General features: G+C 71.7%; 26 protein-coding genes. 11 read left to right on the top strand and 15 right to left on the bottom strand.

What is annotated here, in order from left to right:
- Positions 1–15 precede the first annotated feature (15 nt).
- Genes fahA through P1K89_RS25675 form a run of 5 tightly spaced genes read right to left on the bottom strand, consistent with a single transcriptional unit; the run spans position 16 to position 5,575 of the window.
- Positions 16–1,347: a fumarylacetoacetase gene (gene fahA / locus P1K89_RS25695; RefSeq protein ID WP_284619387.1), complete on the bottom strand. Its 1,332-nt coding sequence runs from the start codon at positions 1,345–1,347 to the stop codon at positions 16–18.
- The gene (hmgA, locus tag P1K89_RS25690) at positions 1,344–2,651 is read right to left on the bottom strand and encodes a homogentisate 1,2-dioxygenase (protein ID WP_284619386.1); all 1,308 of its coding nucleotides are present in this window, start codon (positions 2,649–2,651) and stop codon (positions 1,344–1,346) included. The genes fahA and hmgA overlap by 4 nt, the downstream gene beginning before the upstream one ends.
- A gap of 40 nt (positions 2,652–2,691) precedes the next feature.
- Positions 2,692–2,892: a DUF2783 domain-containing protein gene (locus P1K89_RS25685; RefSeq protein WP_284619385.1), complete on the bottom strand. Its 201-nt coding sequence runs from the start codon at positions 2,890–2,892 to the stop codon at positions 2,692–2,694.
- 14 nt (positions 2,893–2,906) lie between these two features.
- Positions 2,907–4,643, bottom strand: coding sequence for an FAD-dependent oxidoreductase (locus tag P1K89_RS25680; RefSeq protein WP_439898033.1), 1,737 nt, complete (start codon positions 4,641–4,643; stop codon positions 2,907–2,909).
- Positions 4,622–5,575: an MBL fold metallo-hydrolase gene (locus tag P1K89_RS25675; protein WP_284619383.1), complete on the bottom strand. Its 954-nt coding sequence runs from the start codon at positions 5,573–5,575 to the stop codon at positions 4,622–4,624. The genes P1K89_RS25680 and P1K89_RS25675 overlap by 22 nt, the downstream gene beginning before the upstream one ends.
- 107 nt (positions 5,576–5,682) lie before the next feature.
- On the opposite strand from P1K89_RS25675, the gene P1K89_RS25670 reads away from it, so the two are divergent.
- Entirely contained in the window at positions 5,683–6,477 is a 795-nt protein-coding gene (locus P1K89_RS25670; RefSeq protein WP_284619382.1) for an IclR family transcriptional regulator, read from the top strand.
- A gap of 70 nt (positions 6,478–6,547) precedes the next feature.
- Here P1K89_RS25670 and P1K89_RS25665 read toward each other — a convergent pair whose 3' ends face one another.
- On the bottom strand, positions 6,548–7,564 hold the full coding sequence (locus tag P1K89_RS25665; RefSeq protein WP_284619381.1) for a 1-aminocyclopropane-1-carboxylate deaminase: 1,017 nt from the start codon (positions 7,562–7,564) through the stop codon (positions 6,548–6,550).
- Positions 7,565–7,761: 197 nt separating this feature from the next.
- On the opposite strand from P1K89_RS25665, the gene P1K89_RS25660 reads away from it, so the two are divergent.
- The 3 genes from P1K89_RS25660 to P1K89_RS25650 are packed head-to-tail and all read left to right on the top strand — an operon-like array spanning position 7,762 to position 9,806.
- Positions 7,762–8,250 (top strand): Lrp/AsnC family transcriptional regulator, encoded by a 489-nt coding sequence (locus P1K89_RS25660; protein ID WP_284619380.1) that lies wholly within the window; start codon positions 7,762–7,764, stop codon positions 8,248–8,250.
- A gap of 28 nt (positions 8,251–8,278) precedes the next feature.
- Positions 8,279–9,175 carry an aldo/keto reductase gene (locus P1K89_RS25655; protein ID WP_284619379.1) on the top strand — a complete coding sequence of 299 codons (897 nt, stop codon included), beginning with the start codon at positions 8,279–8,281 and terminating at the stop codon, positions 9,173–9,175.
- A gap of 19 nt (positions 9,176–9,194) precedes the next feature.
- A complete protein-coding gene (locus P1K89_RS25650) occupies positions 9,195–9,806 on the top strand; it encodes a DUF6064 family protein (RefSeq protein ID WP_284619378.1) in 612 nt (203 codons plus the stop codon).
- 16 nt (positions 9,807–9,822) lie between these two features.
- Here P1K89_RS25650 and P1K89_RS25645 read toward each other — a convergent pair whose 3' ends face one another.
- Together P1K89_RS25645 and P1K89_RS25640 are read right to left on the bottom strand one after the other, a co-directional pair.
- On the bottom strand, positions 9,823–10,434 hold the full coding sequence (locus P1K89_RS25645) for a class I SAM-dependent methyltransferase (RefSeq protein ID WP_284619377.1): 612 nt from the start codon (positions 10,432–10,434) through the stop codon (positions 9,823–9,825).
- Between the two features lie 75 nt (positions 10,435–10,509).
- A complete protein-coding gene (locus P1K89_RS25640) occupies positions 10,510–11,280 on the bottom strand; it encodes a hypothetical protein (RefSeq protein WP_284619376.1) in 771 nt (256 codons plus the stop codon).
- Between the two features lie 114 nt (positions 11,281–11,394).
- Between P1K89_RS25640 and P1K89_RS25635 the strand changes: the two genes are divergently transcribed.
- Positions 11,395–12,459: a LysR family transcriptional regulator gene (locus tag P1K89_RS25635; protein ID WP_284619375.1), complete on the top strand. Its 1,065-nt coding sequence runs from the start codon at positions 11,395–11,397 to the stop codon at positions 12,457–12,459.
- Here the strand turns inward: P1K89_RS25635 and P1K89_RS25630 are convergent.
- The 3 genes from P1K89_RS25630 to P1K89_RS25620 all read right to left on the bottom strand — a co-directional run bounded on the left by P1K89_RS25630 (position 12,368) and on the right by P1K89_RS25620 (position 15,684).
- Positions 12,368–13,348 carry a Bug family tripartite tricarboxylate transporter substrate binding protein gene (locus P1K89_RS25630; RefSeq protein ID WP_284619374.1) on the bottom strand — a complete coding sequence of 327 codons (981 nt, stop codon included), beginning with the start codon at positions 13,346–13,348 and terminating at the stop codon, positions 12,368–12,370. The two genes, P1K89_RS25635 and P1K89_RS25630, sit on opposite strands and share 92 nt — an antisense overlap.
- Before the next feature lie 128 nt (positions 13,349–13,476).
- On the bottom strand, positions 13,477–14,871 hold the full coding sequence (gene yjjJ, locus P1K89_RS25625; protein ID WP_284619373.1) for a type II toxin-antitoxin system HipA family toxin YjjJ: 1,395 nt from the start codon (positions 14,869–14,871) through the stop codon (positions 13,477–13,479).
- Positions 14,872–14,958: 87 nt separating this feature from the next.
- Complete coding sequence (locus P1K89_RS25620) at positions 14,959–15,684, bottom strand: aspartate/glutamate racemase family protein (RefSeq protein ID WP_284619372.1); 726 nt, start codon at positions 15,682–15,684, stop codon at positions 14,959–14,961.
- A gap of 65 nt (positions 15,685–15,749) precedes the next feature.
- On the opposite strand from P1K89_RS25620, the gene P1K89_RS25615 reads away from it, so the two are divergent.
- A complete protein-coding gene (locus P1K89_RS25615) occupies positions 15,750–17,750 on the top strand; it encodes an alkyl/aryl-sulfatase (protein WP_284619371.1) in 2,001 nt (666 codons plus the stop codon).
- 97 nt (positions 17,751–17,847) lie between these two features.
- The gene (locus P1K89_RS25610; protein ID WP_284619370.1) at positions 17,848–18,744 is read left to right on the top strand and encodes a ketopantoate reductase family protein; all 897 of its coding nucleotides are present in this window, start codon (positions 17,848–17,850) and stop codon (positions 18,742–18,744) included.
- Here P1K89_RS25610 and P1K89_RS25605 read toward each other — a convergent pair.
- On the bottom strand, positions 18,713–19,222 hold the full coding sequence (locus P1K89_RS25605; protein ID WP_284619369.1) for an MOSC domain-containing protein: 510 nt from the start codon (positions 19,220–19,222) through the stop codon (positions 18,713–18,715). The two genes, P1K89_RS25610 and P1K89_RS25605, sit on opposite strands and share 32 nt — an antisense overlap.
- 180 nt (positions 19,223–19,402) lie before the next feature.
- Here P1K89_RS25605 and ada point away from each other — a divergent pair, with 180 nt between their 5' ends.
- Genes ada through alkB form a run of 3 tightly spaced genes read left to right on the top strand, consistent with a single transcriptional unit; the run spans position 19,403 to position 21,838 of the window.
- On the top strand, positions 19,403–20,503 hold the full coding sequence (gene ada / locus P1K89_RS25600) for a bifunctional DNA-binding transcriptional regulator/O6-methylguanine-DNA methyltransferase Ada (RefSeq protein ID WP_284619613.1): 1,101 nt from the start codon (positions 19,403–19,405) through the stop codon (positions 20,501–20,503).
- Complete coding sequence (locus P1K89_RS25595) at positions 20,500–21,195, top strand: 2OG-Fe(II) oxygenase (protein ID WP_284619368.1); 696 nt, start codon at positions 20,500–20,502, stop codon at positions 21,193–21,195. Before ada ends, P1K89_RS25595 begins: the two co-directional genes overlap by 4 nt.
- Positions 21,185–21,838 (top strand): DNA oxidative demethylase AlkB, encoded by a 654-nt coding sequence (alkB, locus tag P1K89_RS25590; protein WP_284619367.1) that lies wholly within the window; start codon positions 21,185–21,187, stop codon positions 21,836–21,838. The genes P1K89_RS25595 and alkB overlap by 11 nt, the downstream gene beginning before the upstream one ends.
- 32 nt (positions 21,839–21,870) lie before the next feature.
- Here alkB and P1K89_RS25585 read toward each other — a convergent pair whose 3' ends face one another.
- A complete protein-coding gene (locus P1K89_RS25585) occupies positions 21,871–23,115 on the bottom strand; it encodes an amidohydrolase family protein (protein WP_284619366.1) in 1,245 nt (414 codons plus the stop codon).
- A gap of 96 nt (positions 23,116–23,211) precedes the next feature.
- Between P1K89_RS25585 and P1K89_RS25580 the strand changes: the two genes are divergently transcribed.
- Positions 23,212–23,871 (top strand): class I SAM-dependent methyltransferase, encoded by a 660-nt coding sequence (locus P1K89_RS25580; protein WP_284619365.1) that lies wholly within the window; start codon positions 23,212–23,214, stop codon positions 23,869–23,871.
- Positions 23,872–23,895: 24 nt separating this feature from the next.
- Here P1K89_RS25580 and P1K89_RS25575 read toward each other — a convergent pair whose 3' ends face one another.
- Together P1K89_RS25575 and P1K89_RS25570 are read right to left on the bottom strand one after the other, a co-directional pair.
- Complete coding sequence (locus tag P1K89_RS25575; protein ID WP_284619364.1) at positions 23,896–24,438, bottom strand: GNAT family N-acetyltransferase; 543 nt, start codon at positions 24,436–24,438, stop codon at positions 23,896–23,898.
- A gap of 5 nt (positions 24,439–24,443) precedes the next feature.
- On the bottom strand, positions 24,444–25,358 hold the full coding sequence (locus tag P1K89_RS25570) for a LysR family transcriptional regulator (RefSeq protein ID WP_284619363.1): 915 nt from the start codon (positions 25,356–25,358) through the stop codon (positions 24,444–24,446).
- Positions 25,359–25,407: the final 49 nt, after the last annotated feature.

Genomic DNA, 25,407 nt, shown 5'->3' with positions numbered 1-25,407 from the left:
CCAGCGCGGCTGGCGTCAGCGGTCGGCCGCGGGCGAGGGCAGCACCGTGCCCTCGCAGTCGCCGAAGCCGATGCGGCGCACGCCGTCGCGCTGCCCGTAGGCGCGCAGGCGCACGCTGTCGCCGTCCTGCAGGAAGCTGCGCGTCTCGCCGTTGGCGAGGATCAGCGGCTGCTTGCCGCCGGAGGTCAACTCGAGCAGCGAACCGCCCTGGCCGGCCTCGGGACCCGATTGCGTGCCCGAGCCGAGCAGGTCGCCGCTGGAGAGGTTGCAGCCGTTGCTCGCGTGGTGCGTGATCAGCTGCGCCAGCGTCCAGTACGAATCGCGGAAGTTCGACGCCATCAGCTTCTGGTGCGGCAGCCCGGCCTCGCGCATCGCGGCGGTCTGCAGCCACACCTCCAGCACCAGGTCCAGCCCGCCGCTGGCGCGATTCGCTTCGCTGTCAAGGTAGGGCAGCGGCTGCGGATCGCCCGCAGGCCGCTCGAAGGGCACGCGGAAGGGCGCTAGCGCCTCGGCGGTGACGATCCAGGGCGAGATCGTCGAGGCGAAGCTCTTCGACAGGAACGGGCCCAGCGGCTGGTATTCCCAGGCCTGCACGTCGCGCGCCGACCAGTCGTTCAGCAGCACCAGGCCGAAGAGGTGGTCCTCCGCGCGCTGAATGCCGATCGGCTCGCCCAGCGCATTGCCGCCGCCAACGAAAGCACCGAGCTCCAGCTCCCAATCGAGCCGGCGGCACGGGCCGTGCACCGGCGCCGCATCGTCCGGGCCCTTCATCTGGCCGAGCGGACGTCGGAAGGGCGTGCCGCTGGGCACGATCGACGAGCCGCGGCCGTGGTAGCCGATGGGCACCCACTTGTAGTTCGGCAGCAGCGGGTTGTCCGGCCGGAACAGCTTGCCGACGGTCGTCGCGTGGTGGATGCCGGTGTAGAAGTCGGTGTAGTCGCCGATGCGGCAGGGCACGGCAAGCTCGACCTCGGCCTGCGGCACCAGGCACAGCTCGAGGAAGGGCCCCTGCTCGCTGCCTTCGGCCAGCGCCTGCGACAGCGCGGCACGCAGCGTGCGACGTGCGGCGGGGCCGAGGTCCATGAAGGCATTCAGGTCGCCGCCGGCCAGCGGCTCGAGCAGCCGCGACACCTCGGTCGGCCAGGGGCACTGCGCGGCCGCCAGCTTCAGGTCCAGCACCTGGTCGCCGATCGCGACGCCGATGCGGAACGGCTCGTCGGCCTTTCGGCGCTTGAAGCGCCCGAACGGCAGGTTCTGGATCGGGAAATCGGTGTCCGCCTCGTTGGCGGAGGCGACCCAGCTGCGCAGCGCGGGGTCGTGCGTCGCGTCGATGAGGGTGTTGCTCATGCGCCGCCCTTCGTCGTGAACTGGTCCTTCAGGCCCTGCCAGCATTGCGCGTACGCGGCATCGAGCGCACCGCCGTTCATCGCGAAAGCGGTCGGCACGAAGCGCAGGCGGCTCTCGAACATGAAGGCCAGCGTGTTGTCCAGCTTGTGCGGCTGCAGCGGCGTGCTGCTGGCCTTCTCGAAGGCCTCTTCATCGGGGCCGTGCGGCACCATGCAGTTGTGCAGCGACGCGCCGCCGGGCCGGAAGCCCTCGGGCTTGGCGTCGTACTGGCCGTAGACCAGGCCCATGAACTCGCTCATCAGGTTGCGGTGGTACCAGGGCGGGCGGAAGGTGTCCTCGGCCACCATCCAGCGCGGCGGGAAGATCACGAAATCGCAGTTCGCGGTGCCAGGCGTGTCGCTGGGCGAGGTCAGAACGGTGAAGATCGACGGATCGGGATGGTCGAAGCTGATCGAGCCGATCGTCATGAAGTTCGCGGTGTCGTACTTCAGCGGCGTCAGGTTGCCGTGCCAGGCGACCACGTTGAACGGCGACTGCGGCATCGTCGCGCGCCAGAAGCGGCCGCCGAACTTCTTGATGAGCTCGTAGGCGCCGCCGGTGTCTTCGTAGGCCGCCACCGGGGCCTGGAAGTCGCGCGGGTTCGCGAGGCCGTTGGAGCCGATCGGGCCCAGCTCGGGCAGGCGGAACTGCGCGCCGTAGTTCTCGCAGACATAACCGCGGGAGGCGCCGTCGGGCAGCTCCACCTTGAAGACGACGCCGCGCGGCACCAGCGCGATCTCGCCCGGCTTCACGTCGAGCACGCCCATTTCGGTCGTTATCACGAGTCGCCCCTGCTGCGGCACGATCAGCAGCTCGCCGTCGGCGTTGACCAGCGCGCGCCGCCCCATCGATCGGTTCGCCAGGTACACCAACGCGCCGATGCCGGATTGCGCCTCGGCATCGCCGTTGGCCGCGACCGTGTGCAGCCCGTCGACGAAGTCCGCCGGCGCGTCGGGGATCTGGAACGGCCCCCAACGCAGCGGTTCGGGCGGCAGCACCGTGCCGGCGGCCGCGCCGGTCAGCCAGTGCGGCTGCGCGTAGGGCGCATAGGCGCCGCTGACCACCGACGGCTGGCGCCGGTACAGCCAGGTGCGGCGGTTCTCCGCGCGCGGCGCGGTGAACGCGGTGCCGGAGATCAGCTCCGGGTACAGCGCGAACGGCGCGCGCTGCGGGCTGTTGCGGCCCTGCGGCAGGGCGCCGGGCACGGCCTCGGTGGCGTGTTCGTTGCCGAAGCCGCTCTGGTAGCGGCGGGTGGAGTCGCTCATGGCGTGTCGATCCAGGTCGGGAGGGTGGAAGGTGAAAGGTTCAGGCTGCGTCGCGCGCCGCCTGCAGCGCTTCGCGCAGCACGGCCAGCGAGCCGATGTGGTTCGCGAGCAGGAGCACGAGGCGGGCGTTCAGCGCCTGGCTCTGCGCGGCATCGAGGCCGCGGTGCGCGTCGATCAGCGCTTCATAGAAGTCGTCCGGCGCCTCCAGGCGCGGCGTGGTGATCAGGTGTTGTTCGCTCATGCGGTCCTCGGCCATCAGGTGAGTGCCAACGCCCGCCGCAGCGCGGCGCGCAGCGCATCGCCGTCGGGTGTGCGCCAGCGCGCGCAGACGTGGTGGTCGGGCCGCAGCAGCACCGCGCCGCCCGGCTGCAGGTCGTAGCGTTGCGCGACGCAGCCGTCGCTGTCGACCAGCGGCGCGTCCGAGCCCGGCGGGCCGATGACACGCCAGGTGAGCGGCGCCAGCCCTTCGGCGGCGTTCCGCAGCTCGTCGGCCAGGCGCGAGATGCCGGGCCCCGCGCCCATCAGCAGCGTGAAGCCGTCGCCGAGCTGGCGCAGCAGCCAGGTCGGTGCGCCGGCCGCATCCTGCAGCGGGGCATCGACCGCCGGTGCGCCGGGCACCAGCCGGCCGGCGAAGGCCTCGCGGTCGGGCGTGCTCAGCGCCGAGCCGTGCAGGGTCGCCGGCACCGACAGCCGGCCGCTGTTGACCAGCGTGCGCGCGAAGGCATGCCGTCGCGACAGCTGCAGCACCGCGTCGCGGAAGACGCGGCTGATCTCGCTCTTCGGCGTGATGAAGTCGGTGGCGCGGGTCGAGTTCAGGATGTTCTCGTCGGCCGCGTACGCGCGCTCGGCCGCGTAGCTGTCCAGCAGCGCATCCGGCGCCGCGCCGCGCAGCACCGCGTCGAGCTTCCACGCCAGGTTCTCGGCATCCTGCACGCCGGAGTTCGCGCCGCGCGCGCCGAACGGCGACACGCCATGCGCCGAGTCGCCGGCGAAGAGCACGCGGCCATGGCGGAAGCTGTCCATGCGCAGGCACGAGAAGGTGTAGACGCTGGCCCATTCCAGCGTGAACTCGGCGTCGCGCAGCGCCGGATTGCCCGACGCGGCCAGCAGGGCCTTCACGCGCGGAACGATGCGCTCGGGCTGCTTCTCCTCGTCCGGGTTCGCGTCCCAGCCGAGCTGGAAGTCGATGCGCCAGACGTTGTCGGGCTGGCGGTGCAACAGCACGCTGCTGGGCGTGCTTCGCCCGCCGGGCACGCTCTGGCCGGGATGGAAGGGCGGGTCGAACCAGAACCACCTTTCGGCAGGGAAGTCCGCCTGCATGCGCACGTCGGCGATCAGGAAACGGTCCTTGAAGGTGCGGCCGTGGCTTTCCTGGCCGATCAGCTGGCGCACCGACGAACGCGAGCCGTCGCAGGCGATCAGCCAGTCGGCATCGAGCGTGTACGGGCCGTCCGGCGTGTCGACCGTCAGGCGTGCGCCGTCCTCACGCTGCTCGACGCCGCTGACGGCGTGGCGCCAGCGCAGGTCGATCAGCGGCAGCTCGGCCGCACGTTCGGCCAGGTAGCCCTCGACGTAGTACTGCTGCAGGTTGATGAACGCCGGACGCTCGTGCCCGGTCTCGGGCAGCAGGTTGAACTCGTAGACCTGCTCGTCGTGGAAGAACACGCGGCCGAGGTTCCACGACACGCCCTTGTCGACCATGCGCTGGCCGACACCGAGGCGATCGAAGATCTCCAGCGTGCGCTTGGCGAAGCAGATGGCGCGCGAGCCGGCGGACAGCTTGTCGTCGTTGTCCAGCAGCACGACCGGCTGCCCGCGCTGGGCGAGGTCGATCGCGACGCTGAAGCCCACCGGGCCGGCGCCGACCACGACCACCGGATGGCGGACGGGCGACGCCGCGTCCTGGTCGGGCGAGCGGCGGTACGGGAAGGTGAGGGTCTGGTAGTCCACGACGGCAGCAGCCCCGGCCCTCAGGATTCGAGGGCTTTCCACATCGCGACGTCGCGCTCGGCGGTCCAGATGCGCGGATCGGGGTACTGCGACACCTCGTCGAAGCAGCGCGTGACGTCGAACGGCAGACAGTGGTCGAAGATCACCCAGTGGCCGTACTTCGGCTTCAGGGCCGCGTACGTCTCGCGATAGACGGTGTTGAGGTCCTTGCCCGCGGCGACGCCGGCCTGCACGCTGGCATGCATGTCGGCGATGAACGATCGTGTGCCGGCCAGGCCCTGGGCCACCGCCTCCGGCGTCGTCAGCGCCGCGCCGCGCCCGGGCACCAGCGCGCGCGGCTGCAGCGCGGCAAGCTTGTCCAGCGTCTGCGGCCAGTCCTTGAAGTAGGCGTCGCCGGCATAGGGCGTGGCGTCGAACTCGACGAGGTCGCCCGAGAACAGGATCTTCTGCGCGGGCAGCCAGGCCACCGTGTCGCCCTTGGTGTGGCCGCGGCCGAGCTGGATCAGCTGCACCTCGAGCTTGCCCAGCCAGATCGACATCCGGCCCTCGAAGGTGATGGTCGGCCAGGTCAGGCCCGGCGGCACCGATTCGACGTTGCGGAACAGGCGCGGGAAGCGGCCGATCTCGCTGGCCTTGTCCTGCTCGCCGCGTTCGACGATCAGGTCGTAGGTGTCGCGGCTGGCGATGATGTGCTGCGGCGCATAACCCGACGCGCCGAGCACGCGCACCGCGTGGTAGTGGCTCAGCACCACGTACCGGATCGGCTTGTCGGTGACCTCGCGGATGCGGCGCACCACGTCCTGCGCCATCACCGGGGTGGCTTGCGTGTCGATCACCATCACCGCGTCGTCGCCGACGATGACCCCGGTGTTGGGGTCTCCTTCCGCGGTGTACGCATAGGCGTTGTCGGACAGCTTGGTGAAGCTGACCTGCTTTTCTTCCAGGTCGGCCTGGCTGGCAAAGGTTTTGCTCATGACGAACGCGTTAGGCTATGTGAAAGTCGGTTGATGATAATCAACCGGTTCGATAATGTCGAATCGATTTTGTTAAGTGAAAGTACCGAAGGGGTGAGGCAGCGGCAATGGACAGCACCGAAGACGATGGCGAGCGCGGCTCCCGCGGCATCCAGAGCATCGAGGTCGGCGGCCGGTTGCTGCTGGCGCTGGTACACCACGGCCGTCCGATGGCGCTGAAGGACCTGGCGCGCGAGGCCGACATGACGCCAGCCAAGGCCCACCCCTACCTGGTGAGCTTCGGCAAGCTGCGCCTGATCGAGCAGGACGCGGCCAGCGGCCGCTACGGCCTGGGCGCGCTGGCGCTGCAGCTGGGGCTGATCGGCCTGCAGCAGACCGACCCGATCCGCCTGGCCAGCGCCGAGCTGCCGGCGCTGGCGCTGGCGGTCGGGCAGACGGTGGGCATCGCGATCTGGGGCAACCGCGGTCCCACCTTCGTGCGGCTGGAAGAAGGCCCGACCGCGGTGCACGTGAACATGCGCCACGGCACCGTGGTGTCGGTGCGCGGCACCGCGTCGGGCCGGCTCTTCGCCGCCTTCATGCCGCGCGAGCAGGTGCTCGCCGCGCTGCGTGCCGAAGCCGGCAAGGCGGTGCGCATCGACGCCGCCTTCGACGACGAGCTCGCCCGCATCCACGAGGAACGTTTCGCCGCCATCGTCGACGGCACGGTGCGCGGCGTCACCGCACTGGCCGCGCCGGTGTTCGACGGCTTCGGCGAGATGGTGCTCGCGCTGACGGCGATCGGGCCGAGCGCGACGCTGGAGCCCTCGCGCGACGGCGCCGCGGCGAGGGCCCTGATCGCATGCGCGGCGGCCTTGTCCAGCCGCATGGGCGCGCGGCCGGCGGCGGCGGACGCGGGCTGACGCGGACCAGGCCGCCACGCCCGGCGGCCCTGTCGCGTCGCTCGCGGCTCGGCGGCCAGTGCCGCGTCTTTCAGCCGTTACGGAACAGGAAGCTGTAGGCGTTCAGCGCCGGCACGCCGCCCAGGTGCGCGTACAGCACCTTCGAGCCCGCGGGAAACTCGCCGCGCTTGACCTTGTCGATCAGGCCCTGCATGGACTTGCCCTCGTACACCGGGTCGGTCAGCATGCCCTCGGTGCGCGCGCACAGGCGGATCGCCTCCAGCGTCTGCTGGCTCGGCAGGCCGTAGGCGGGCGCGGCGTAGCGGGTGTCGAGCACCACGTCGGACGCGACGATGTCGCGCCCCAGCTCGACCAGCTGCGCGGTCGACTGCGCGATGCGCAGGATCTGCGCATGCGTCTGCTCGGGCGTCGCCGAGGCGTCGATGCCGATCACCTTGTCGGCACGGCCATCTGCCGCGAAACCGACCACCATGCCGGCCTGCGTGCTGCCGGTGACCGAGCAGACGACGATGTAGTCGAAGCGCAGCCCCATCGCGGCTTCCTGCGCGCGCACTTCTTCGGCGAAGCCGACATAACCGAGACCGCCGAGCGGATGCTCCGAGCAGCCGGCCGGGATCGGAAAGGGCTTGCCCCCGGCGCGCTTGACGTCGTCCATCGCGCGCTCCCAGCTCGGCCGGATGCCGATGTCGAAGCCCGCGGCGTCCAGGCGCACGTCGGCGCCGAGGATGCGCGACATCTGGATGTTGCCGACGCGGTCGCACACCGCGTCGTCATGGTCGACCCAGTGCTCCTGCACCAGCACGCACTTCATCCCGAGGTGGGCGGCCACCGCCGCCACCTGGCGCGTCTGGTTCGACTGGATGCCGCCGATCGACACCAGCGTGTCGCAACCCTGCGCCAGCGCCTGCGGGATCAGGTATTCGAGCTTGCGGGTCTTGTTGCCGCCGAAGGCGAGGCCCGAGTTGCAGTCCTCGCGCTTGGCATACAGCTCGACTTCACCGCCCAGCGCGGCCGACAGGCGCTTCAGCGGCTGGATCGGGCTGGGGCCGAAGGTCAGCGCATGGCGGGGGAATTTCTCGAGGTTCATCGTGGCGGCTCCGGTTCGAAGGGCAAGGCCCCGATGCTAGGCAGCACGGCGGTCAACATGGTTGCAAAATCTCGGCGCTTGACGCACGCTTTCCGGACCATCTCGCGACAAGCGGCTTCCTTCGTTGTGCCAAACAAGCCATGAACGCAACAAAATCTCGTCCATCGCCGAAGCGCCGGGCTGCCGTGCCGCGCAGCATGCCGGCAGCCCCTCCGCCTCCCCCGGCCCCCGAGCTCGACCGCACCGACCGTGCCATCCTGCGCCAGCTGCAGCGCGACGCGTCGCTGTCGAACGTCGCGCTCGCCGCCAAGGTGCACCTGAGTCCCGCGGCCTGCCTGCGCCGCGTCGAGCGGCTGAAAGCCAATGGCTGGATCCGCGGCATCGTCGCGCTGCTGGAGCCGCGGCGGCTCGACGCCGGTATGCTGGTGATGATCGGCGTCGTGCTCGACCGCTCGACACCCGACTCGTTCGCGGACTTCGAGAAAGCCGCGGCCGGCGTGCCGGGCTGCCTCGAATGCCATGTGATCACCGGCGAGTTCGACTACTTCATGCTGCTGCGCACCCGCGACAACGACAGCTTCAACCGCCTGCATGCCGAGCAGCTGCTGCAGTTGCCCGGCGTGCGGCAGATCCGCTCATTCATCGGGCTGAAGCAGGTGCTCTCGACGACGCAGCTCGTCCTCTGAACGGCCTCGACACCGCTGCCGCCCCGCCATGCGACGCCGCCGCCTGCTGCAGTTGATGGCCACCACCGCGTTGGCGGACGAGGCGGTCGCGCAGCCCGCGCCGGCGCAGCGCCGCATCCCGTCCAGCGCCGAGTCGATCCCGGCGATCGGCCTCGGCAGCTGGATCACCTTCAACGTCGGCGGCGACGCCGCGTCCCGCACCGCGTGCGCCGAGGTGATGCGGGCCTTCCTCGAGGGCGGCGGCCGCCTCATCGACTCGTCGCCGATGTACGGCTCCTCGCAGGCCGTGATCGGCGAGGGCCTGGCCCGCATCGGCGGGCTGCCGCGGGTCTTCGCGGCCGACAAGGTGTGGATCGGATCGGGCGCGCGCGGCCCGGGGCAGATCGAGGCCTCGCGCCGCCTCTGGGGCGTGCCGCGCTTCGACCTGCTGCAGGTGCACAACCTGCTGGGCTGGGAAGACCACCTGCCGGCGCTGCTGGCGATGAAGGCCGCGGGCCGGCTGCGCTACGTCGGCATCACCACGTCCGAGGGCCGGCGCCATGCCGAGATGGAACGCATCATGCGCACGCAGCCGCTGGACTTCGTGCAGCTGAGCTACAACCCGCTCGACCGCGAGGCCGAGGCCCGCCTGCTGCCGCTGGCGCAGGAACGCGGCATCGCGGTGATCGCCAACCGCCCCTTCCGCGAAGGCGCGCTGCTGCGCGCGCTGGCGCGCCATGCGCTGCCGGCCTGGGCCGCCGAGCTGCAATGCGACGGCTGGGCGCAGCTGGTGCTGAAGTTCATCGTCTCGCACCCCGCGCTCACCTGCGCGATCCCGGCGACCGGCCAGGTGGCGCACGTGCGGCAGAACCTGGCCGCCGCGCGCGGCCCGATGCCGGACGAGGCGATGCGGCGGCGCATCGCGGCACACATCGCATCGCTCTAAACCATCAAGTGAGCGGCCGATGAGCGAGTGGTGGACTTACCGGCCGTCCGACTTCCTGATGTTCTCGCCGCGCACCTACCAGCGGCTGTTCGAGCTGATGAATGCCGCCACCTGGCCGGCGCCGCTGCTCGGCCTGCTGGCCGGCCTCGTCGTGCTGGCACTGCTGGCGCGCCGTCGCGCCGGTGGCACGCGCGCGCGCATCGCCTTCGCGCTGCTGGCGCTCGCGTGGGCCAGCGTCGGCCTGGTCTTCCATGCGCGCTGGTTCGCGCCGATCAACTGGGCGGCAACGGGCTTCGCGGCCGCCTTCGTCGCGCAGGCGCTGGTGTGGCTGGCGCTGGCGGTGAGGCCCGCGCTGCAGCGGGTGGATCGGCGCCGTCCGCGGCATCACGCGGGCATCGTGCTGGTCGGCATCGCGGTGCTGGGCTGGCCGCTGCTGGCACCGGCGTTCGGCCGGCCGTGGCGGCAGGCCGAGCTGTTCGGGCTGGCGCCCGATCCGACGGTGCTGGCGACTTTCGGCGTGCTGCTGCTGCACGAGATGCCGTCCGTCGCGCTGCGCCTGGCCGCGTGGACCGTGCCGCTGCTGTGGCTCGCGTGGGCGCTGCTGCTGCAGTGGACGATGGCGTCGCCGTGACGGGCGCGGCAGCCCCTCAGCCGGCCGGCACCGCCGCCAGCAGCCACGCCGCCTTCGGTTGCGCATAGCGGTCGATCACCTGCTCCTCGAGCGCCAGGTGCTGCCAGTGCCGGGCATCGAACAGGCGCTGGACGTCGGCGCGGTCGAAGAAGCGCTTCGGCTGGCCGTCGACGAGGCGGAAATGCGGGTCGCCGTCGATCGCCGGATGTCCACTCGCGCCCCAGTGGTGGTCGGCGGTCGAGTTCAGCCGGCACAGCAGCAGCCCGCCCGGCGCCAGCGCCCCGGCCACGCGCTGAACCAGCGTTTCGGTGGTCGGCCAGTCGAAGTAGTGCAGCGACAGGCTGGCCAGCACCGCGCCGTACGGGCCGGGCGGCCAGGGATCGCGCAGGTCGCCGCGGCTGAAGTGCGCGCGGCCGCCACCGGCCGGTCGCAGCAGCCGCCCGCGCGCGACCAGCAGCGAACCGCTGGAGCGGTCGAGCGCCTGCACGTCGAAGCCGGCGCCGGCCAGCACGGCGGTGTCGCGGCCATCGCCGCAACCCAGCTCCAGCACCGGCCTTCCGCCGGCGTGCTGTCGCAGCGTCTGCAGCCAGGGGTCCAGCCATCGGTCGTCGTCCCGCATCGCCTTCATCGCTCCTTCGATCCGTGTCGCTCGTTCATCTTGGCCCCCGAGGAGGTGAGCGCCTTCGGAACGGCCGCTCGGCACTCACCGGTACACCGCCGCGTGACGCACATAGTCGACGCGGGCATCCAGCGCCCGCCACCCGCCACCGCGCCGCTGCATCGGCGGCACGCGGCCCTCGTAGCGAAGCACGCACCGCGTGGCCTCGTCGAACTCCACCCGCAGCGGCGCCACCGCCAGCCGCACCCACCAGCGCACCGGCGTGATCGTAAAGGCGCGGCGGCCGGGTGCCGCATGCGGCGCCTGCCGGATGCGGAAGCCGTAGCTCGTGCGCTGCGCGAGCACGATCATCCGGACGTCGATGGCGGCGCCGGTGGCCAGGTGCGCCCAGTGCTGCAGGATGTGGCCGTGCAGCGACGGACCGCTGACCGCCGGGGCGTCGATGTGCTGCTGCGCGGTCCAGGTGCGGTTGCCGCGCTGCAGGATGAACTGCAGGCGCCGCCCTTCGCGATCGACGGTCACCGAGCCGCTGTAGCCCTGCTGAGCGTTCACCGCGTCGAAGCGGCGCAGCGTGTAGTCGCTGCCCATCACGGCGGACTCGACGATGATCGGCGGCGCGTCGGGCGCCGCGGCGTCGTGCGTGACATGCGAGGCGACCAGGCCGGACGGTGTCTCGCGCAGCCGCCGCTGGTAGCGGAACAGCTGGGGCGCAACGCCGTGACGGTGGCGCAGCGCATGCACATCGCCGTCGTAGATCCAGGTGCCGGCGGCATCGGGCGTGGTGTGCAGGGTCTGCAGGGTGTGCAGGGTCTGGGGCAGGTCGGGCAGGTCGGGCAGGTCGGGCAGGGCGGTCATCGTGGGCACTCGCAGCAGGGGTTGAAGCAGTGCCGTCACTGTAGGAACCGGGCGGCGCCGCACCCAGCCGCAGCGCCGCAAGGCAGCCTTGACGGCAGTGGAAGAATCCAGGCCATGGACCAGCTGCGCGCACTGCGCGTCTTCGTCGCCGTGGTGGACCAGGGCAGCCTCGCCGGCGCGGCACGCCTGCTCGACCTGGCGCCGGCTGTCGTCACCCGCACGCTGGGCGAGCTGGAAGCCCACCTCGCCACCCGCCTGCTGCACCGCACCACCCGCCGCCTCGCGCTGACCGAGCCCGGCGAGGCCTACCTCGCCCACGCGCGCCGCATCCTCGCCGCGCTGGACGAGGCCGACGCCGAAGCGGGCACCGCCAGCACGCAGGCCCGCGGCACCCTGCGCGTGCTGGCGCCGCCGGCCTTCGCGGTGCATTGCATCGCGCCGCTGCTGCCGGCCCTGCGCGAGCGCCATCCGCAGCTGGCGCTGGAGTTCGCGGCGCCGGGGCCGGTGGAAGCGGCGGATGCGAACTTCGACGTGTCCATCGTCTCGCTCGGCCAGCAGCCGCTGCAGGGCGACTTCATCGCGCGCCGCCTCGCGGTGTCGACCTTCGTGCTGTGCGCTTCGCCGCGCTACCTCGATGCCCGGGGCCGGCCGGCCACGCCCGATGAGCTGCTGCCGCACGTCGCGCTGCTGCCGGCCGTCGACGCGGTGCGCCAGGGCCTGCGGCTCTATCGCGACAAGTCAGCGGCCACGGCAGCGGCCACGCCTGCGGCGGCAGCGGCCGTGGCGCCGGTGGTCGACCTGCCGCTGCCGGTGCCGGCGCTGGCCACCAGCCACCTCGAGCTGCTGCTCGCGTCGGCCGAGGCCGGCCTGGGCATCGCCGGACTGCCCAGCTTCCTGGCCGCCGAGGCATTGCGCGCCGGTCGGCTCGAGCGGGTGCTGCCCGACTGGCACGGCGGCCGGCTGACGCTCTACGCCGCCATGCCGACGCGCCGCCATCTGCCGGCGCGCACGCGGGCCTTCGTCGATCACCTCGTCGAAGCCTTCGGCGGCGCCGACGAGGAGGCGGAAGCCGACCGATGGCTCGCGGCTACTGCAGCTCGACGCCCGCCTTCTTCACCAGCGCCGCGTACTTCGTCAGCTCGCTCCGGAAGAAGTTCTGCGCATAGTCGGTCGCGCTGACGTTGATCACGTTGCCCTGCTTGGCCATCGCGTCCTTGACCTCCGGCTGCGCGAACGCCGACACCACCGCGTCGTGCACGCGCTTGACCTCGGCGGCCGGCAGACCCTTCGGCCCGATCACCGCGAACCAGGCCTCGACCACATAGCTCGGCACGCCCTGCTCGACGAAGGTCGGGATCTCGGGCGCGGCCGGGATGCGCTGCGAGGTGGCGACGCCGATGGCCTTCAGCGCGCCGGTCTTCAGGTGCTGCTGCACGCTGGGCAGCGCGACGGTGGCGAACTCGATCTGGCCGCCGATCAGGTCGGTGACCATCGGGCCGACGCCCTTGTACGGGATGTGGCGCGCCTTGGCGCCCACCGCGTCGAGGTACATCTCCGACGCCAGGTGCAGGATGGTGCCGTTGCCGCCGGAGCCGAAGTTCAGCTCGCCCGGCTTGGCCTTCAGCAGCGCGGTGAACTCCTTCGCGTTGCTCGCCGCCACCTTCGGGTTGACGACCAGCACCACCGGCGTGAAGCCGCAGATGGCGATCGGCGTGAAGTCCGCCGGCATGTTGAAGGGCAGCGTCTTGTAGACGCTGGGGAAGATCACGACGTTGTTCGACACCACCGACAGCGTCATGCCGTCCGGCGCCGACCGCGCCAGCGCCTGCAGCCCGACGATGCCGCCGGCGCCCGGCTGGTTGTCGACGATCACCTGCATGCCCAGCGCCTTGGCGAGCGCCGGCTGCGCCGCGCGGGTGATGGCGTCCACGCCCGAGCCGGTGGCATTGGGCAGGATGAACTTCACCACCTTGTCCTGGGCCCCGGCCATCGGCAGCCACGCGCCGGCACCGGCGGCGGCCAGGCCTTGCAGCGCGCGGCGGCGGGAGAGGGAAGGGTCGAGGCTCATCGATGTCTCCAGGTGTTGTGGGCCGCAGCGCAGCAGGTCGCAGCGAGGTCGAAGCTCGGCGCACTCTAGGCCTTCCGCGAGGCGTCGCAAGCGGTATTTCGGCAATGCCGACTTTCCGCCAGGGAAAGTCAGGCGTGCGCCGCCACGTCCTGCAGACGCGTGGCATTGACGGCGCAGATGGCGCGGAAGGCCTCGCTCAGCCGAGCATCCGCCGCCGCGGCATGCCAGAAGGTGAGCGCCGCGTCGAAGGCCGCCAGCCAGGGCAGGCGCTGCGGCGGCCGCGGCAGCGGCGGCTCGAACTGCCGCACCGGCACCTCGCCGCCAGCGAGCGGCGCATAGAGCATCGGCAGCATGTCGTAGGCCGGCGCCAGTGTCAGCCGCTGGTCCTCGGGCCGGAAGCTCAGGTTGCCGGTGTGCATGTCGGTGTTGGCGATCTGGCGGCCGAACCACCACAGCATCTGGATGCGCGCTTCGTCATCCGTCTCGAGCAGGCCCGCCGCGACCAGCCGTTCGGCCAGCAGGGTCCAGTCCGACGTGCCGATGCCGAGCAACGCGCCGTCGATCAAGGTCAGGCTCGTGAGCCGGCTGCGCCCGAAGAAGCCGTGTCGATCGAAGCGCTCGACCTCGAGCAGCGTGCGGCCGCCAGCGCCCAGCACGCGGCTGCGCGCGACTTCGACGCCCGGCAGCAGCGCGCAGCACTGCAGCGCGAGGTGCTCGCACACCAGCAGGTCGGCCCAGCGGCGTTCGGCCGGCGAAGCGGCATCGGCGCCCGAGAACTTCACCAGCACATGCGGCGTGCGGCTGTCGGCACCGGCTTCGGCTTCGCGCAGCGCGGTGAACTTCGGAAACTCGCCCGCCGCGCTGGACCGGAAGACCCCGCGCGAGACGGCCTGGTCCGCCAGCGCGGCATAGGCCTTCGCCAGGCCACGCGCCGGCAGCGGCTCGTCGCGCTGCAGGCGCTGCCGCTGCCAGCGCTCGAAGGCCGGATCGCCGAGGATCAGGTTGCCGATGACGTCGGCGCCGGCGCGGTTCAATACATGCACGATGTGCTCGTCGCGCCAGCGCTCGGGGTCGTCGGGCACGGCCAGCGCCGCGTGTTCGGCGCGCGCGAACTGGCGGCCCAGGTAGCCCTGCGGCCGCATGTCGTAGAAGGGGTAGGGCAGGCCTCGCCACCAACCGTCGCGCGACTCGTCCGGCACCGGCCAGCCGAGCGCCGCCAGGTCCAGGCAGCTGCCCTCGGGCTGGATCAGCGCGAACTCGGCCACGCGCTCGGCGCGGCCTTGTTGATCCACCTCGTACAACGGCAGCGGCGCCAGCTCGCCCCGCAGCGGCTGGCGCAGCGCATGGCGCGTGCGGCGCGCCCGTCCGGTGGTGACGATCTCGTCGGCGAGCTCGGCGAACAGCCGGTGCAGCGTGGGCTTGCTGATGCCGAGCTCGGCCGCGATGTCGGCCGCGGCGCCGGCCGGGCGTCGCGCCAGCACGCCGCGCAGGCGTTCACGGGCGGTCTGGTTGCGGGGGCGCATGGCCTCATTATGAAACGATTACTGAGACGATATCTCAAGCATTCTTCCTGTGACGGTGTCTCAGGTCGTGAGGATTTATGAAACGATTCACGCAGCGATGGAAGCTCGCAGCGCCGCCCGCGCCAGCAGCCGCGTCGAATCCAGCGTCGGCAGCGCCGAATTGCTGTCGTCGATGATCAGCGGGATCTCGGTGCAGCCCAGCACCACCGCGTCGCAGCCGCGCGCCTTCAAGCCTTCGATCGCCCGCTGGAAGGCCGCCACCGAACCGGGCCGCACGTGGCCGGGCACCAGCTCGTCCATGATGATGGCCGACAGTGCGTCGCGTGTCGCATCGTCCGGCTTCACGCAGGCGAGGCCGCGCGCGGCGAGCGCGTCCGGGTAGACCGCGCTGTCCACCAGCCAGCGCGTGCCGGTCAGCCCCAGCGTGCGCAAGCCGCGCCGCGCGGCTTCGTCGGCAACCACCTCGGCGATGTGCAGCCACGGCCGCGGCGACTGCGGCAGCACCCGCGGCAGCGCCTGGTGGATGGTGTTGTCGGGGCACACCAGCAGCTCGGCGCCGGCCGCGGCGAGCTTGTGCGCCGACGCCAGCATCAGCGCGGCCACGCCCGCCCAGTCGCCGCGGTCGAGGCAATGCACGTAGTCGGCCAGCGAGGCGCCATGCAGCATCACCTCGGGGTGCGCGTGGGCCTGGCCGAGCAGCGCCGGCGCTTCGCTGCAGATCGTGCGGTAGCACAGCGATGCGCCTTCGGCGGAGCAGGCGACGATGCCGATGGCACGCGGCGGGCGGTCGGGTGAATCAACAGGGGTTGTCACGAAGGGTCCTCGGGTCGGGTGTCGCGGTAAGTTTGCATCGTCCCCGACAACGATCCGGAGCTTCCATGACCACGCTTCCGCGCGCGCCGCGCCTGGTCTCGATCGCGCTCGCCGCAGCGGCGGTGCTGCTGCCGCTGTGGATCGCGGGTTGTGGGCGACCGGCCGAGCGCGCGTCCGGCCGCGCACCGGACGATGCGCCCGTCACCGCGGCCACGCTCGCGTCGCACGCCCGCTTCGCCGCGGCCTTGAAGCTCGACGACCCGCTCGACTTCGAGGATGCGAAGCGCGGATTCATCGCCCGCCCCGAAGGCCGCATCACCACCGCCGACGGCCGCGTGCTGATCGACTTCGACCACTTCAAGTTCGTCGACGGCCCCGCGCCGCCGACGGTCAACCCCAGCCTGTGGCGGCAGGCGAAGCTCAATGCGCAGACCGGCCTCTTCAAGGTCACCGACGGCATCTGGCAGCTGCGCGGCTTCGACATCGCGAACATGACCCTCGTCGAGGGCAAGAGCGGCTGGATCGTCGTGGACCCGCTCACCTGCCGCGAGAGCGCCGCCTTCGCGCTGGCCTTCGCCCGAAAGCACCTCGGCGACAAGCCGGTCACCGGCATCGTCTACACGCACAGCCACATCGACCATTTCGGCGGTGCGCTGGGCATCGTCTCGCCCGAGGAAGCGAAGCAGCGGGCCCTTCCGATCGTCGCCAGCGAAGGCTTCGTCGAGGAAGCGACCAGCGAGAACGTGCTGGTCGGCACCGCGATGGGCCGGCGCTCGGGCTACCAGTTCGGCAAGGACCTGCCGCGCTCGCCGCTCGGGCTGGTGGACACCGGCCTCGGCAAGGCCGTCGCGTATGGCACCTTCGGGCTGCTGCCGCCGACGGTGCTGATCAACCAGCCGAAGCAGGAACTGGTGATCGACGGCCTGCGCTTCGTCTTCCACAACGTGCCGGGTGCCGAGGCGCCGGCGGAGCTGAGCTTCTCGGTGCCCGAGCGGCGCGCCTACAACGGCGCCGAGATCCTCGCGCAGACCATGCACAACCTGCTGCCGGTGCGCGGCGCCAAGGTGCGCGATGCGCTGCGCTGGGCCGGCTACCTGCAGCAGGCGCTCGACGAGCTGGGCGATGCGGACGTCTACCTCGCGCAGCACAACTGGCCGATCTGGGGCCGCGAGCGCATCGTCGGCTTCATCACCCGCCAGCGCGACCTCTACAAGTACACGCACGACCAGACGGTGCGCCACATCAACGCCGGCCTGACGCCGCGCGAGATCGCCGAGCGCATCGTGCTGCCGGCGTCGCTGTCCGGCTTCGGCGTGCGCGGCTACTACGGCGACCTGCGCCACAACGTGAAGGCCGTCTACCAGCACTACCTGGGCGCATACGACGGCAACCCGGCGAACCTGAACCCGCTGCCCCCGCAGGAATCGGCGAAGCGCTATGTCGAGCTCGCCGGTGGCGCCGACAAGCTGGTGGCCGCCGCGCAGGCCGCCTTCGACCGCGGCGACTACCGCTGGGCCGCCGAGCTCTTGAACCACGCGGTGATCGGTGCGCAGCACGACGGCGCGAAGCGGCTGCTGATCCGCACCTACGAACAGCTGGGTTTCCAGAGCGAAGCCTCGACCTGGCGCAACAGCTACCTCACCGCCGCGGCCGAGCTGCGCGACGGGCCGCCCAAGCGCGGCGTCGACCGCGCCAGCGCGATCGAGCTGCTGGCGCAGACGCCCGTCGAACGGTTCTTCGAGGCGATGGCCGCGTCACTCGACGGCGAGGCGGCGGCGGACAAGACGCTGAAGATCAACCTCGTCTTCAGCGATACGCGCGAGTCCTACGTGCTGTGGATCGAGAACGCCGTGCTGCACCACCGCGCCGCGCCGCCGGCTGCGGACGCCAACGCCACGCTGACGCTGACCCGCCCGGTGTTCGTCAAGATGGTCGCCGGCACCGCCGGGGCGAAGGACACGCTGCTGAACGACGCGGTGAAGGTCGACGGCAGCCGGATCGACCTGGTGCGTTTCTTCAGCCTGATGGAGAAGGCGCCGGGGACGTTTCCGATCGTCACGCGCTGAACCGGCCCCGCGAAAGCGCCGAGCGGTCACAGGGCGTTGCCGGCCGCCGCGGCCGGCGGCACTAGGATCGGCGCTGGCCAGTACCAGCAGGACGACGATGAAGACAGCGGTGATGGGCGCGGGCGCCGTCGGGTGCTACTACGGCGGCATGCTCGCGCGCGCCGGCCATGCGGTCACGCTGATCGGCAGGTCCGAGCACGTCACGGTGATGCAGCGCGACGGCCTGCGGCTGCAGGCGCAGACCTTCGATGAACGCGTGCCGCTGGCGGCCAGCACCGACGCCAGCGCCGCGGCCGGCGCCGCGCTGGTGCTGGTGTGCGTGAAATCCACCGACACCGACGCCGCGGGCCGCCAGCTGGCGCCGCACCTGGCGCCCGGCGCGCTGGTGCTGAGCCTGCAGAACGGCGTCGACAACGCCGAGCGCCTGCAGGCGCTGCTGCAGCGGCCGGTGCTGCCCGCGGTGGTCTACGTCGCCAGCGAGATGGCCGGCCCCGGCCATGTGCGCCACAACGGCCGCGGCGAGCTGGTGATCGGCCCGTCGGCCGACAGCAGCGCGCTGGCCGCGCTGTTCGCGCAAGCCGGCGTGCCGGTGCAGGTGTCCGACAACGTGCGCGGCGCGCTGTGGTCGAAGCTGGTGCTCAACTGCGCCTGGAACGCGCTGTCGGCGATCAGCCGGCGGCCCTACGGCGAGCTGGTGCACGGCATCGGCGTGACCGAGGTGATGCGCGACGTGGTGAACGAATGCCTCGCGGTCGCCGCCGCCGACGGCGTGACGCTGCCGGCCGACCCCTGGCCCGCGGTGCTGCGCATCGCCGACACGATGCCCGCGCAGTTCTCGTCGACCGCGCAGGACCTCCAGCGCGGCAAGCCGAGCGAGATCGACCACCTCAACGGCTTCGTCGTCGCGCGCGGACTGGCGTTGAACGTGCCGACGCCGGTGAACCGCGCGCTGCACACGCTGGTCAGATTGATCGAGCAACGACCGGCGGGCTGAGGGCCGCGACGACGCGCTCGTTCTCGTCACCGCCGAAGGCATCGCCGCATTTCAGCGTGCCGCTGCTCAGTGCGTCGGCGCGCAGCCCGCCGCGGCGCACGAAGGCCCGCACCACATCGGCCGGCCGCAGCTCGGGTGACGCGAGCGCCTGCCCGAGCCCCAGGCAGGGTTCGCAGAGCTCGACGCCGCGGAAGCGCAGGCCGCCGACGGTGAAGGTCTTGCCGACCAGATCGTTCAGCCGCACGCCGCGCGTCACGACGTTGCGTCGCGTGACCAGCAGGTCCACGGGCCGGCCCTGCGCCGCCAGGAAGGCTTCGATCGCTTCCGCTTCGACGAACGTGATGTTCTGCCCGGGCTCGTCGGCGCGGCTGAAGTACCGGTCGCCGACGATGCCGGAACCGGCGATCACGTCGACCTCGGCGAGGTCGCGCAGCGCGTCGTTGTCGGCAGCGTGAATGCAGAGGCGTTCGATGGTCACGGTGAAGATCCGGCGGTGGGAAGTGGCGGGCGATTCTGGCGGCATCCGGCGGTCTCGCCAAGATCCGGCGGCAAGCCCTCGGCGGGGAGCGAATTCGACCGCAAGCGCACGAGTGCGCGCACGCCGCGTGCTGCCTAGAGTGCCATCATGAATACGATCCGCACCGCTTCCACCGAGACCATGCCGCCTGCCCAGCGACCGCCGAGCCCGCCCAGCCGCGCCGAGCGCGCGGCCGCGGTCGAGCGCGACGCGCGCTGGCCCGCCGTCCGGTCACGCGATGCACGAGCCGACGGCAGCTTCGTCTACTCGGTGCGCACCACCGGCGTCTATTGCCGGCCGAGCTGCCCGGCGCGCGCCGCACGGCCGGAGAACATCAGCTTCCATGCCGATGCGGCGGCGGCCGAAGCGGCAGGCTTTCGGCCCTGCAAGCGCTGCCGGCCAGGTGGCCCGGGCAGCGCCGAGCAGCAGGCCGCGGTGGTCGCGGCACTGTGCCGGTACATCGAGGCGGCGGACGAAACCCCGACGCTCGCCCAGTTGTCCGAGCGCGCGGGCTGGAGCCCCTTCCACCTGCACCGCACGTTCAAGGCCCTCACCGGCCTGACCCCGCGCGCCTATGCCACGGCCGAACGCGCGCGGCGCGTGCAGGCGCAACTGCAGTCGGGCGCCAGCGTGACCGCGGCGCTCTACGACGCCGGTTATGCCTCCGCCGGCCACTTCCATGCCGACGCCGACCAGCGCCTGGGCATGACGCCGCGCCGCTACCGCGCCGGCGGTGCGGGCAGCACGATCCGCTTCGCGATCGGGCAGTGCGCGCTGGGTGCGATCCTCGTCGCGCAGAGCGAACGCGGCGTCTGCGCGATCTCGCTCGGCGACGATCCCGACGCCTTGCTGCGCGAACTGCAGGACCGCTTCCCGCGCGCGACCTTGCTCGGCGGCGACCGCGACTTCGAATCGCTGGTCGCGCGCGTGGTCGGCTTCGTCGAGGCGCCGCGGCTCGGCCTGGACCTGCCGCTCGACGTGCGCGGCACCGCCTTCCAGCAGCGGGTGTGGCAGGCGCTGCGCGACATCCCGCCCGGCCGCACGATGAGTTATGCCGAGATCGCCGAACGCATCGGCGCGCCGACCGCGGTGCGGGCCGTCGCGCAGGCCTGCGCGGCGAACGTGCTGGCGGTGGCGATTCCCTGCCACCGCGTCGTGCGCAGCGACGGCGCGCTGTCCGGCTACCGCTGGGGCGTCGAGCGCAAGCGCGCGCTGCTGGAAGCGGAAAGCAGCGCGGCATGAAAGACCTCGCGACGGTGGACTGGGCCGGCGTCGAGGCGACGCTGGATGCCGACGGCGCCGCGCTCGTCCCCGGCCTGCTCTCGGTCGACGAATGCGACGCGCTGGCCGGGCTGTACGAGCAGCCGGTGTTCCGCAGCAAGGTCATCATGGCGCGCCACGGCTTCGGCCGCGGCGAGTACCAGTACTTCGACCATCCGCTGCCGCCGCTGGTCGCGCGGCTGCGCACGGCCGCCTACGAACACCTCGCGCCGATTGCCGACCGCTGGAGCGCGGCGCTCGGCAGCAACACGCGCTATCCCCCGAAGCACGCGGCCTTCCTCGAGCGCTGCCACGAGGCCGGCCAGGTCCGCCCGACGCCGCTGTTGCTGCGCTACGGCCCCGGCGACTACAACTGCCTGCACCAGGACCTGTACGGCGACCACGTGTTCCCGCTGCAGCTGGTGCTGCTGCTGTCCGAGCCCGGCCGCGACTTCCACGGCGGCGAGTTCGTGATGACCGAGCAGCGGCCGCGTTTGCAGTCGCGGCCGATGGTGCTGCCGCTGCGCCAGGGCGATGGCGCGGTGATCGCGGTGCACCACCGGCCGGTGCAGGGCACGCGGGGCGTCTACCGCGTGAGCCTGCGGCATGGCGTCAGCCGGGTCCACGCCGGGCAGCGGCACACCGCGGGCATCATCTTCCACGATGCACGCTGATTCGCAGACCGATCTGTTTGCCGGTGACGGCGGCGTGGTGATGCTCGCCGACGGCGCCTGCGTGCTGCGCGGCTTCGCGACGCAGGCTTCAGCGGCGTTGCTCGACGCGATCGACACCGTGACCACGATCGCGCCGTGGCGCCACATGGTGGTGCCCGGCGGGCGGCGCATGTCGGTGGCGATGAGCAATGCCGGCGCACTCGGCTGGAACAGCGATGCACGCGGCTACCGCTATGCGACGCTCGATCCACTGAGCGAGGCCCCCTGGCCGCCGATGCCGGCGGCGTTCACGCAACTCGCCCGCGACGCGGCCGCCCGCGCGGGCTTCGCCGGTTTCGAGCCCGATGCCTGCCTGATCAACCGCTACGCCCCCGGCGCGCGGCTGTCGCTGCACCAGGACCGCGACGAACGCGACTTCAGCCAGCCGATCGTCTCGGTCTCGCTCGGGCTGCCGGCGGTGTTCCTGTTCGGCGGCCCGAAGCGCGCCGACCCGACGCAGGCGGTGCCGCTGCAGCACGGCGACGTCGTGGTCTGGGGCGGACCGTCGCGGCTGCGCTTCCACGGCGTGCGGCCACTGGCCGATGGCGAACATCCCGCCACCGGGCGCTGCCGCATCAACCTGACGTTGCGCCGAGCCGGCTAGCGCACCGCTGCCGGCGGCGCCCGGCGCGCGAGTCAGCGGCTGTAGATCGTCTCGCCGCCGCGGATCGTGCAGCGCACCTGCGCGAAGCGGCGCACATCGCCGGCCGGGTCGTCGTCGAGCACGACGAGGTCGGCGTCCTGGCCGGCCACCACGCGGCCGCGCCGCGCGCTTTCGTTCCAGCGCGCGGCCGGCGCGGTGGTCAGCGACGCCAGGATCTGCATCGGCGTCAGGCCGGCGCCGGCCATCAGCACGTACTCGTCGGTGGTGTCGAACTCGCTCATGTAGCCGACGTCGGTGCCGAACAGCACCTGGCCGCCGGCGACGGCGAAGGCCTTCAGCTGGTCCTGCGTCCAGCCGATCAGCTTCTGCTGCACCGGCGTCGGCACGCCGCCCTTGTTGAGCTCGAAGCCCCAGAGCTTCAGCGTCGGCACCAGCGAGGTTCCGCGTGCGACCAGGTCCTTGGTCAGGTCCTCCGGCCACGCGCCGATGCCCAGCGTCGTGTGCACCAGCACGTCGACACCGGCGGCCAGCGAGGCACGCAGGCCGTCGACGTTGGTCGGGTGCGCGAACACCAGCTTGCCGCGCCGGTGCGTCTCGTCGGCCGCGGCTTTGGCGACCTCGGGCGGCATCAGCTTCGTGCTGCGGTCGGCCTGCGGGGTCGCGATGAAGAGCTTGGTACCGTCGGCGCCGGCATCGAGGTCGTAACGCACGGTGCGCACCGCGGCCTCCGGCGTGGCGGGCTGCGCCAGGGTGTCCAGCACGGGCTTCGGCAGCCCGGCCAGGTAGAACGGAATGCCGTTTGGCGGAAACAGGCCGCCACCGGCGGTCAGGATGCGCGGGCCCTTGAACACGCCGGCATCGATGCGCTGCCGCAGCAGGATCGTCGTCGCTGGGTTCGACGATGCGTCGAGCACGGTCGTGATGCCCCAGCGCGTCAGCATCGCGGTGATCTCTTTCGACTGCGTGGACGTGTCGCTGCCAGCGAACACCGGCGCCACGAAGTGCACATGGCTGTTCTGGAAGCCGGCCGTGACCACGCCGCCGCCGCAGCCCATCTCGCGGGCACGGGCCGGCACGCTGACCGTCGCGCGCGCGCCGGCGGCAGTGATCTTGCCGCCATCGACCAGCACCACCGCGTCGTCGATCGGCGCTGCATCGGGCGCGGGGTAGAGGCGCTTCGCGCGCAGCACGGCCGGCTCGGCGTGCGCCGCGACGGCGGCGACGGCCAGCGCCGCCAGCAGGGTGGGGAAACGAAGCGTCGGACGGGCGAGGGGCATGGGGAAGGCCGCGAAGGCAGTGAGGGGACGCACGATCATCGCCGACCGTCCGCGGCCCACGCTCACAATCGCCGACCGCCTCCCCAGATTCGAATCATGAGCGATCGTTACCTCAACGTCGACGACACCCTCTACCACTACCTCGTCGAGCACGGCGTGCGCGAGCATCCGGCGCAGATCGCACTGCGCGACGCCACGCGTTCCCATCCCGCCGCCGGCATGCAGATCGGCCCGGACCAGGGCGCGCTGCTGGCACTGCTGGTCAAGGTGATCGGTGCCAAACGCACGATCGAGATCGGCGTCTTCACTGGCTACAGCGCGCTGTCGGTCGCGCTGGCGCTGCCGGACGATGGCGTCGTGCTGGCCTGCGACATCAACGAGGCCTACACGGCCATCGGGCAGCCGCACTGGCGGGCCGCCGGCGTCACGAAGAAGATCGACTTGCGCCTCGCGCCCGCGCTGCAGACGCTGGACGCCGAGCTCGCCGCCGGCCGCGCCGGCACCTACGACTTCGCCTTCATCGATGCCGACAAGACCGGCTACGACGGCTACGTCGAGCGCTGCCTGCAGCTGCTGCGGCCGGGCGGGCTGATCGCGATCGACAACGTGCTGTGGAGCGGCAGCGTCGCGAAGCCTTCGACCAGCGAGGACACGCGCGCGCTGCAGGCGCTGAACGCGAAGCTGAAGGACGACCCGCGCATCGACCTGGTGATGCTGCCGATCGGCGACGGGCTGACCTTGGCGCGCAAGCGTTAGGCCGCTCGACGTGTCTTTTGTCCGCTAGGAATTCACCGCATCGAGCAGCCGCACGAACAGCCGGTTCTCGAAGGTCTCGCCCTCGAAGCTGTAGCTGGTCGTGCCGGCATCGACGTAGCCGCGACGCGGGTAATAGGCCCGTGCACGCGCATTGCCGCTCCACGCGGTCAGCCACATCAGGTCCGCGCCTCCCTTCGCCGCATCGGCTTCGGCCGCGCGCAGCAGCCGCGTGCCGACGCCGGTCGAGGAGAAGCGCTCCAGCACGTACAGGCGCTGCAGCTCGGCCGGCCGCCGCGCCGTGACCATCGCATGCGGCTGGTCCGGCTTCCACTGCACGAAGCCGATCAGGTGCCCGAGGCGCTCGGCGAGGATGAAGCGGTTTGCCGGGTCGGCCAGCAGCGGCGCGAAGACCTCGGGCGCCATCGTCGCCCGCGCTTCGCGCGCGATCGCCGGCCGGATGCCCTCGGTCGCGTAGGTGTCGAGGAAGACCTGCGTCGCGAGCACGCCGATGCACAGCGCATCATCGGGCGTCGCGGCGCGCAGGGTCACGGGGTGGGCGTCTTGCATCCGGTTCATTGTCGGCGACGCCCCGCCGCACGCGGCCGTTCGCGCAGCAGCAGTTCGTACAGCGCCTGCGCCGCGCTGGACAAGCCGCGGTCGGCGCGGCGCACGACGAAGACCTGGCGCTCCAGGCCCGGCGAGTCGAGCGGCCGCGCCACCAGCTCGTCGTGCTCGAAGTGGAACAGCGTCAGCGAAGGCACGACGGTGATGCCCAGCCCCGCGCGCACCATGCCGGCGACAGTGCTCAGCTGGTCGAGCTCCAGCATCGTGCGCAGCTGCGCCGGGTAGATCGCCGCTTCGAGGTACTGGCGCACGCTGCTCGAGCGCGCGAGCTGCACGATCGGGTGCGGCGCCAGGTCGGCCAGCGTCAGCGCACGGCGGCCGCGTGCCAAGGGATGGTCGCGGCGGCAGACAACGTGGAAGCGGTCGCGACAGAAGTCCTCGGTGCGCAGCTCGGGCGCACCCGCGCGGGTGGAGGCCAGCGCGAAGTCGGCGCGGGCCGAGCGCACGCGTTCGAGGCAGGCGTCGGACAGCACATCGGCCACGTCGAGCTCGATGCCGGGGAAGCGCTGGTGGAAGTCCGCCAGCAGCGGCGGCAGCCAGCCGGCCGCCAGCGAGGGCAGCACCGCGATCGCCACCCGCCCGCGGCGCCGCGCGGCATGGGCCTGCAGGTCGTCGCAGGCGGCCTCGGCATCAATCAGCAGCCGGCGCGCGGCATGGACGAAGCCGCGTCCTTCGGCCGTCAGCTCGACGCTGCGCGTCGTGCGGTCGAAGAGCCGTGCGCCAAGCGACTGCTCCAGCCCGCGGATCAGCGCCGAGAAGGCCGGCTGCGACAGGTGGTTCACCGCCGCGGCGCGGGTGAAGCTGCGCTCGTCGGCCAGCGTGACGAAGGCGCGCAGCTCGCGGGTCGACAGATTGATCGGCATGACGGATCAATGTATCGGATCTTTGAGTTTCACAGATCAACGCCGGACG

It is taken from the genome of Aquabacterium humicola (assembly GCF_030167915.1).
GTDB classification, from domain to species: Bacteria; Pseudomonadota; Gammaproteobacteria; order Burkholderiales; family Burkholderiaceae_C; genus Pseudaquabacterium; species Pseudaquabacterium humicola.
Note: the sequence above shows the minus strand (reverse complement) of the source record. Positions and strands in the feature narration are given on the sequence as shown.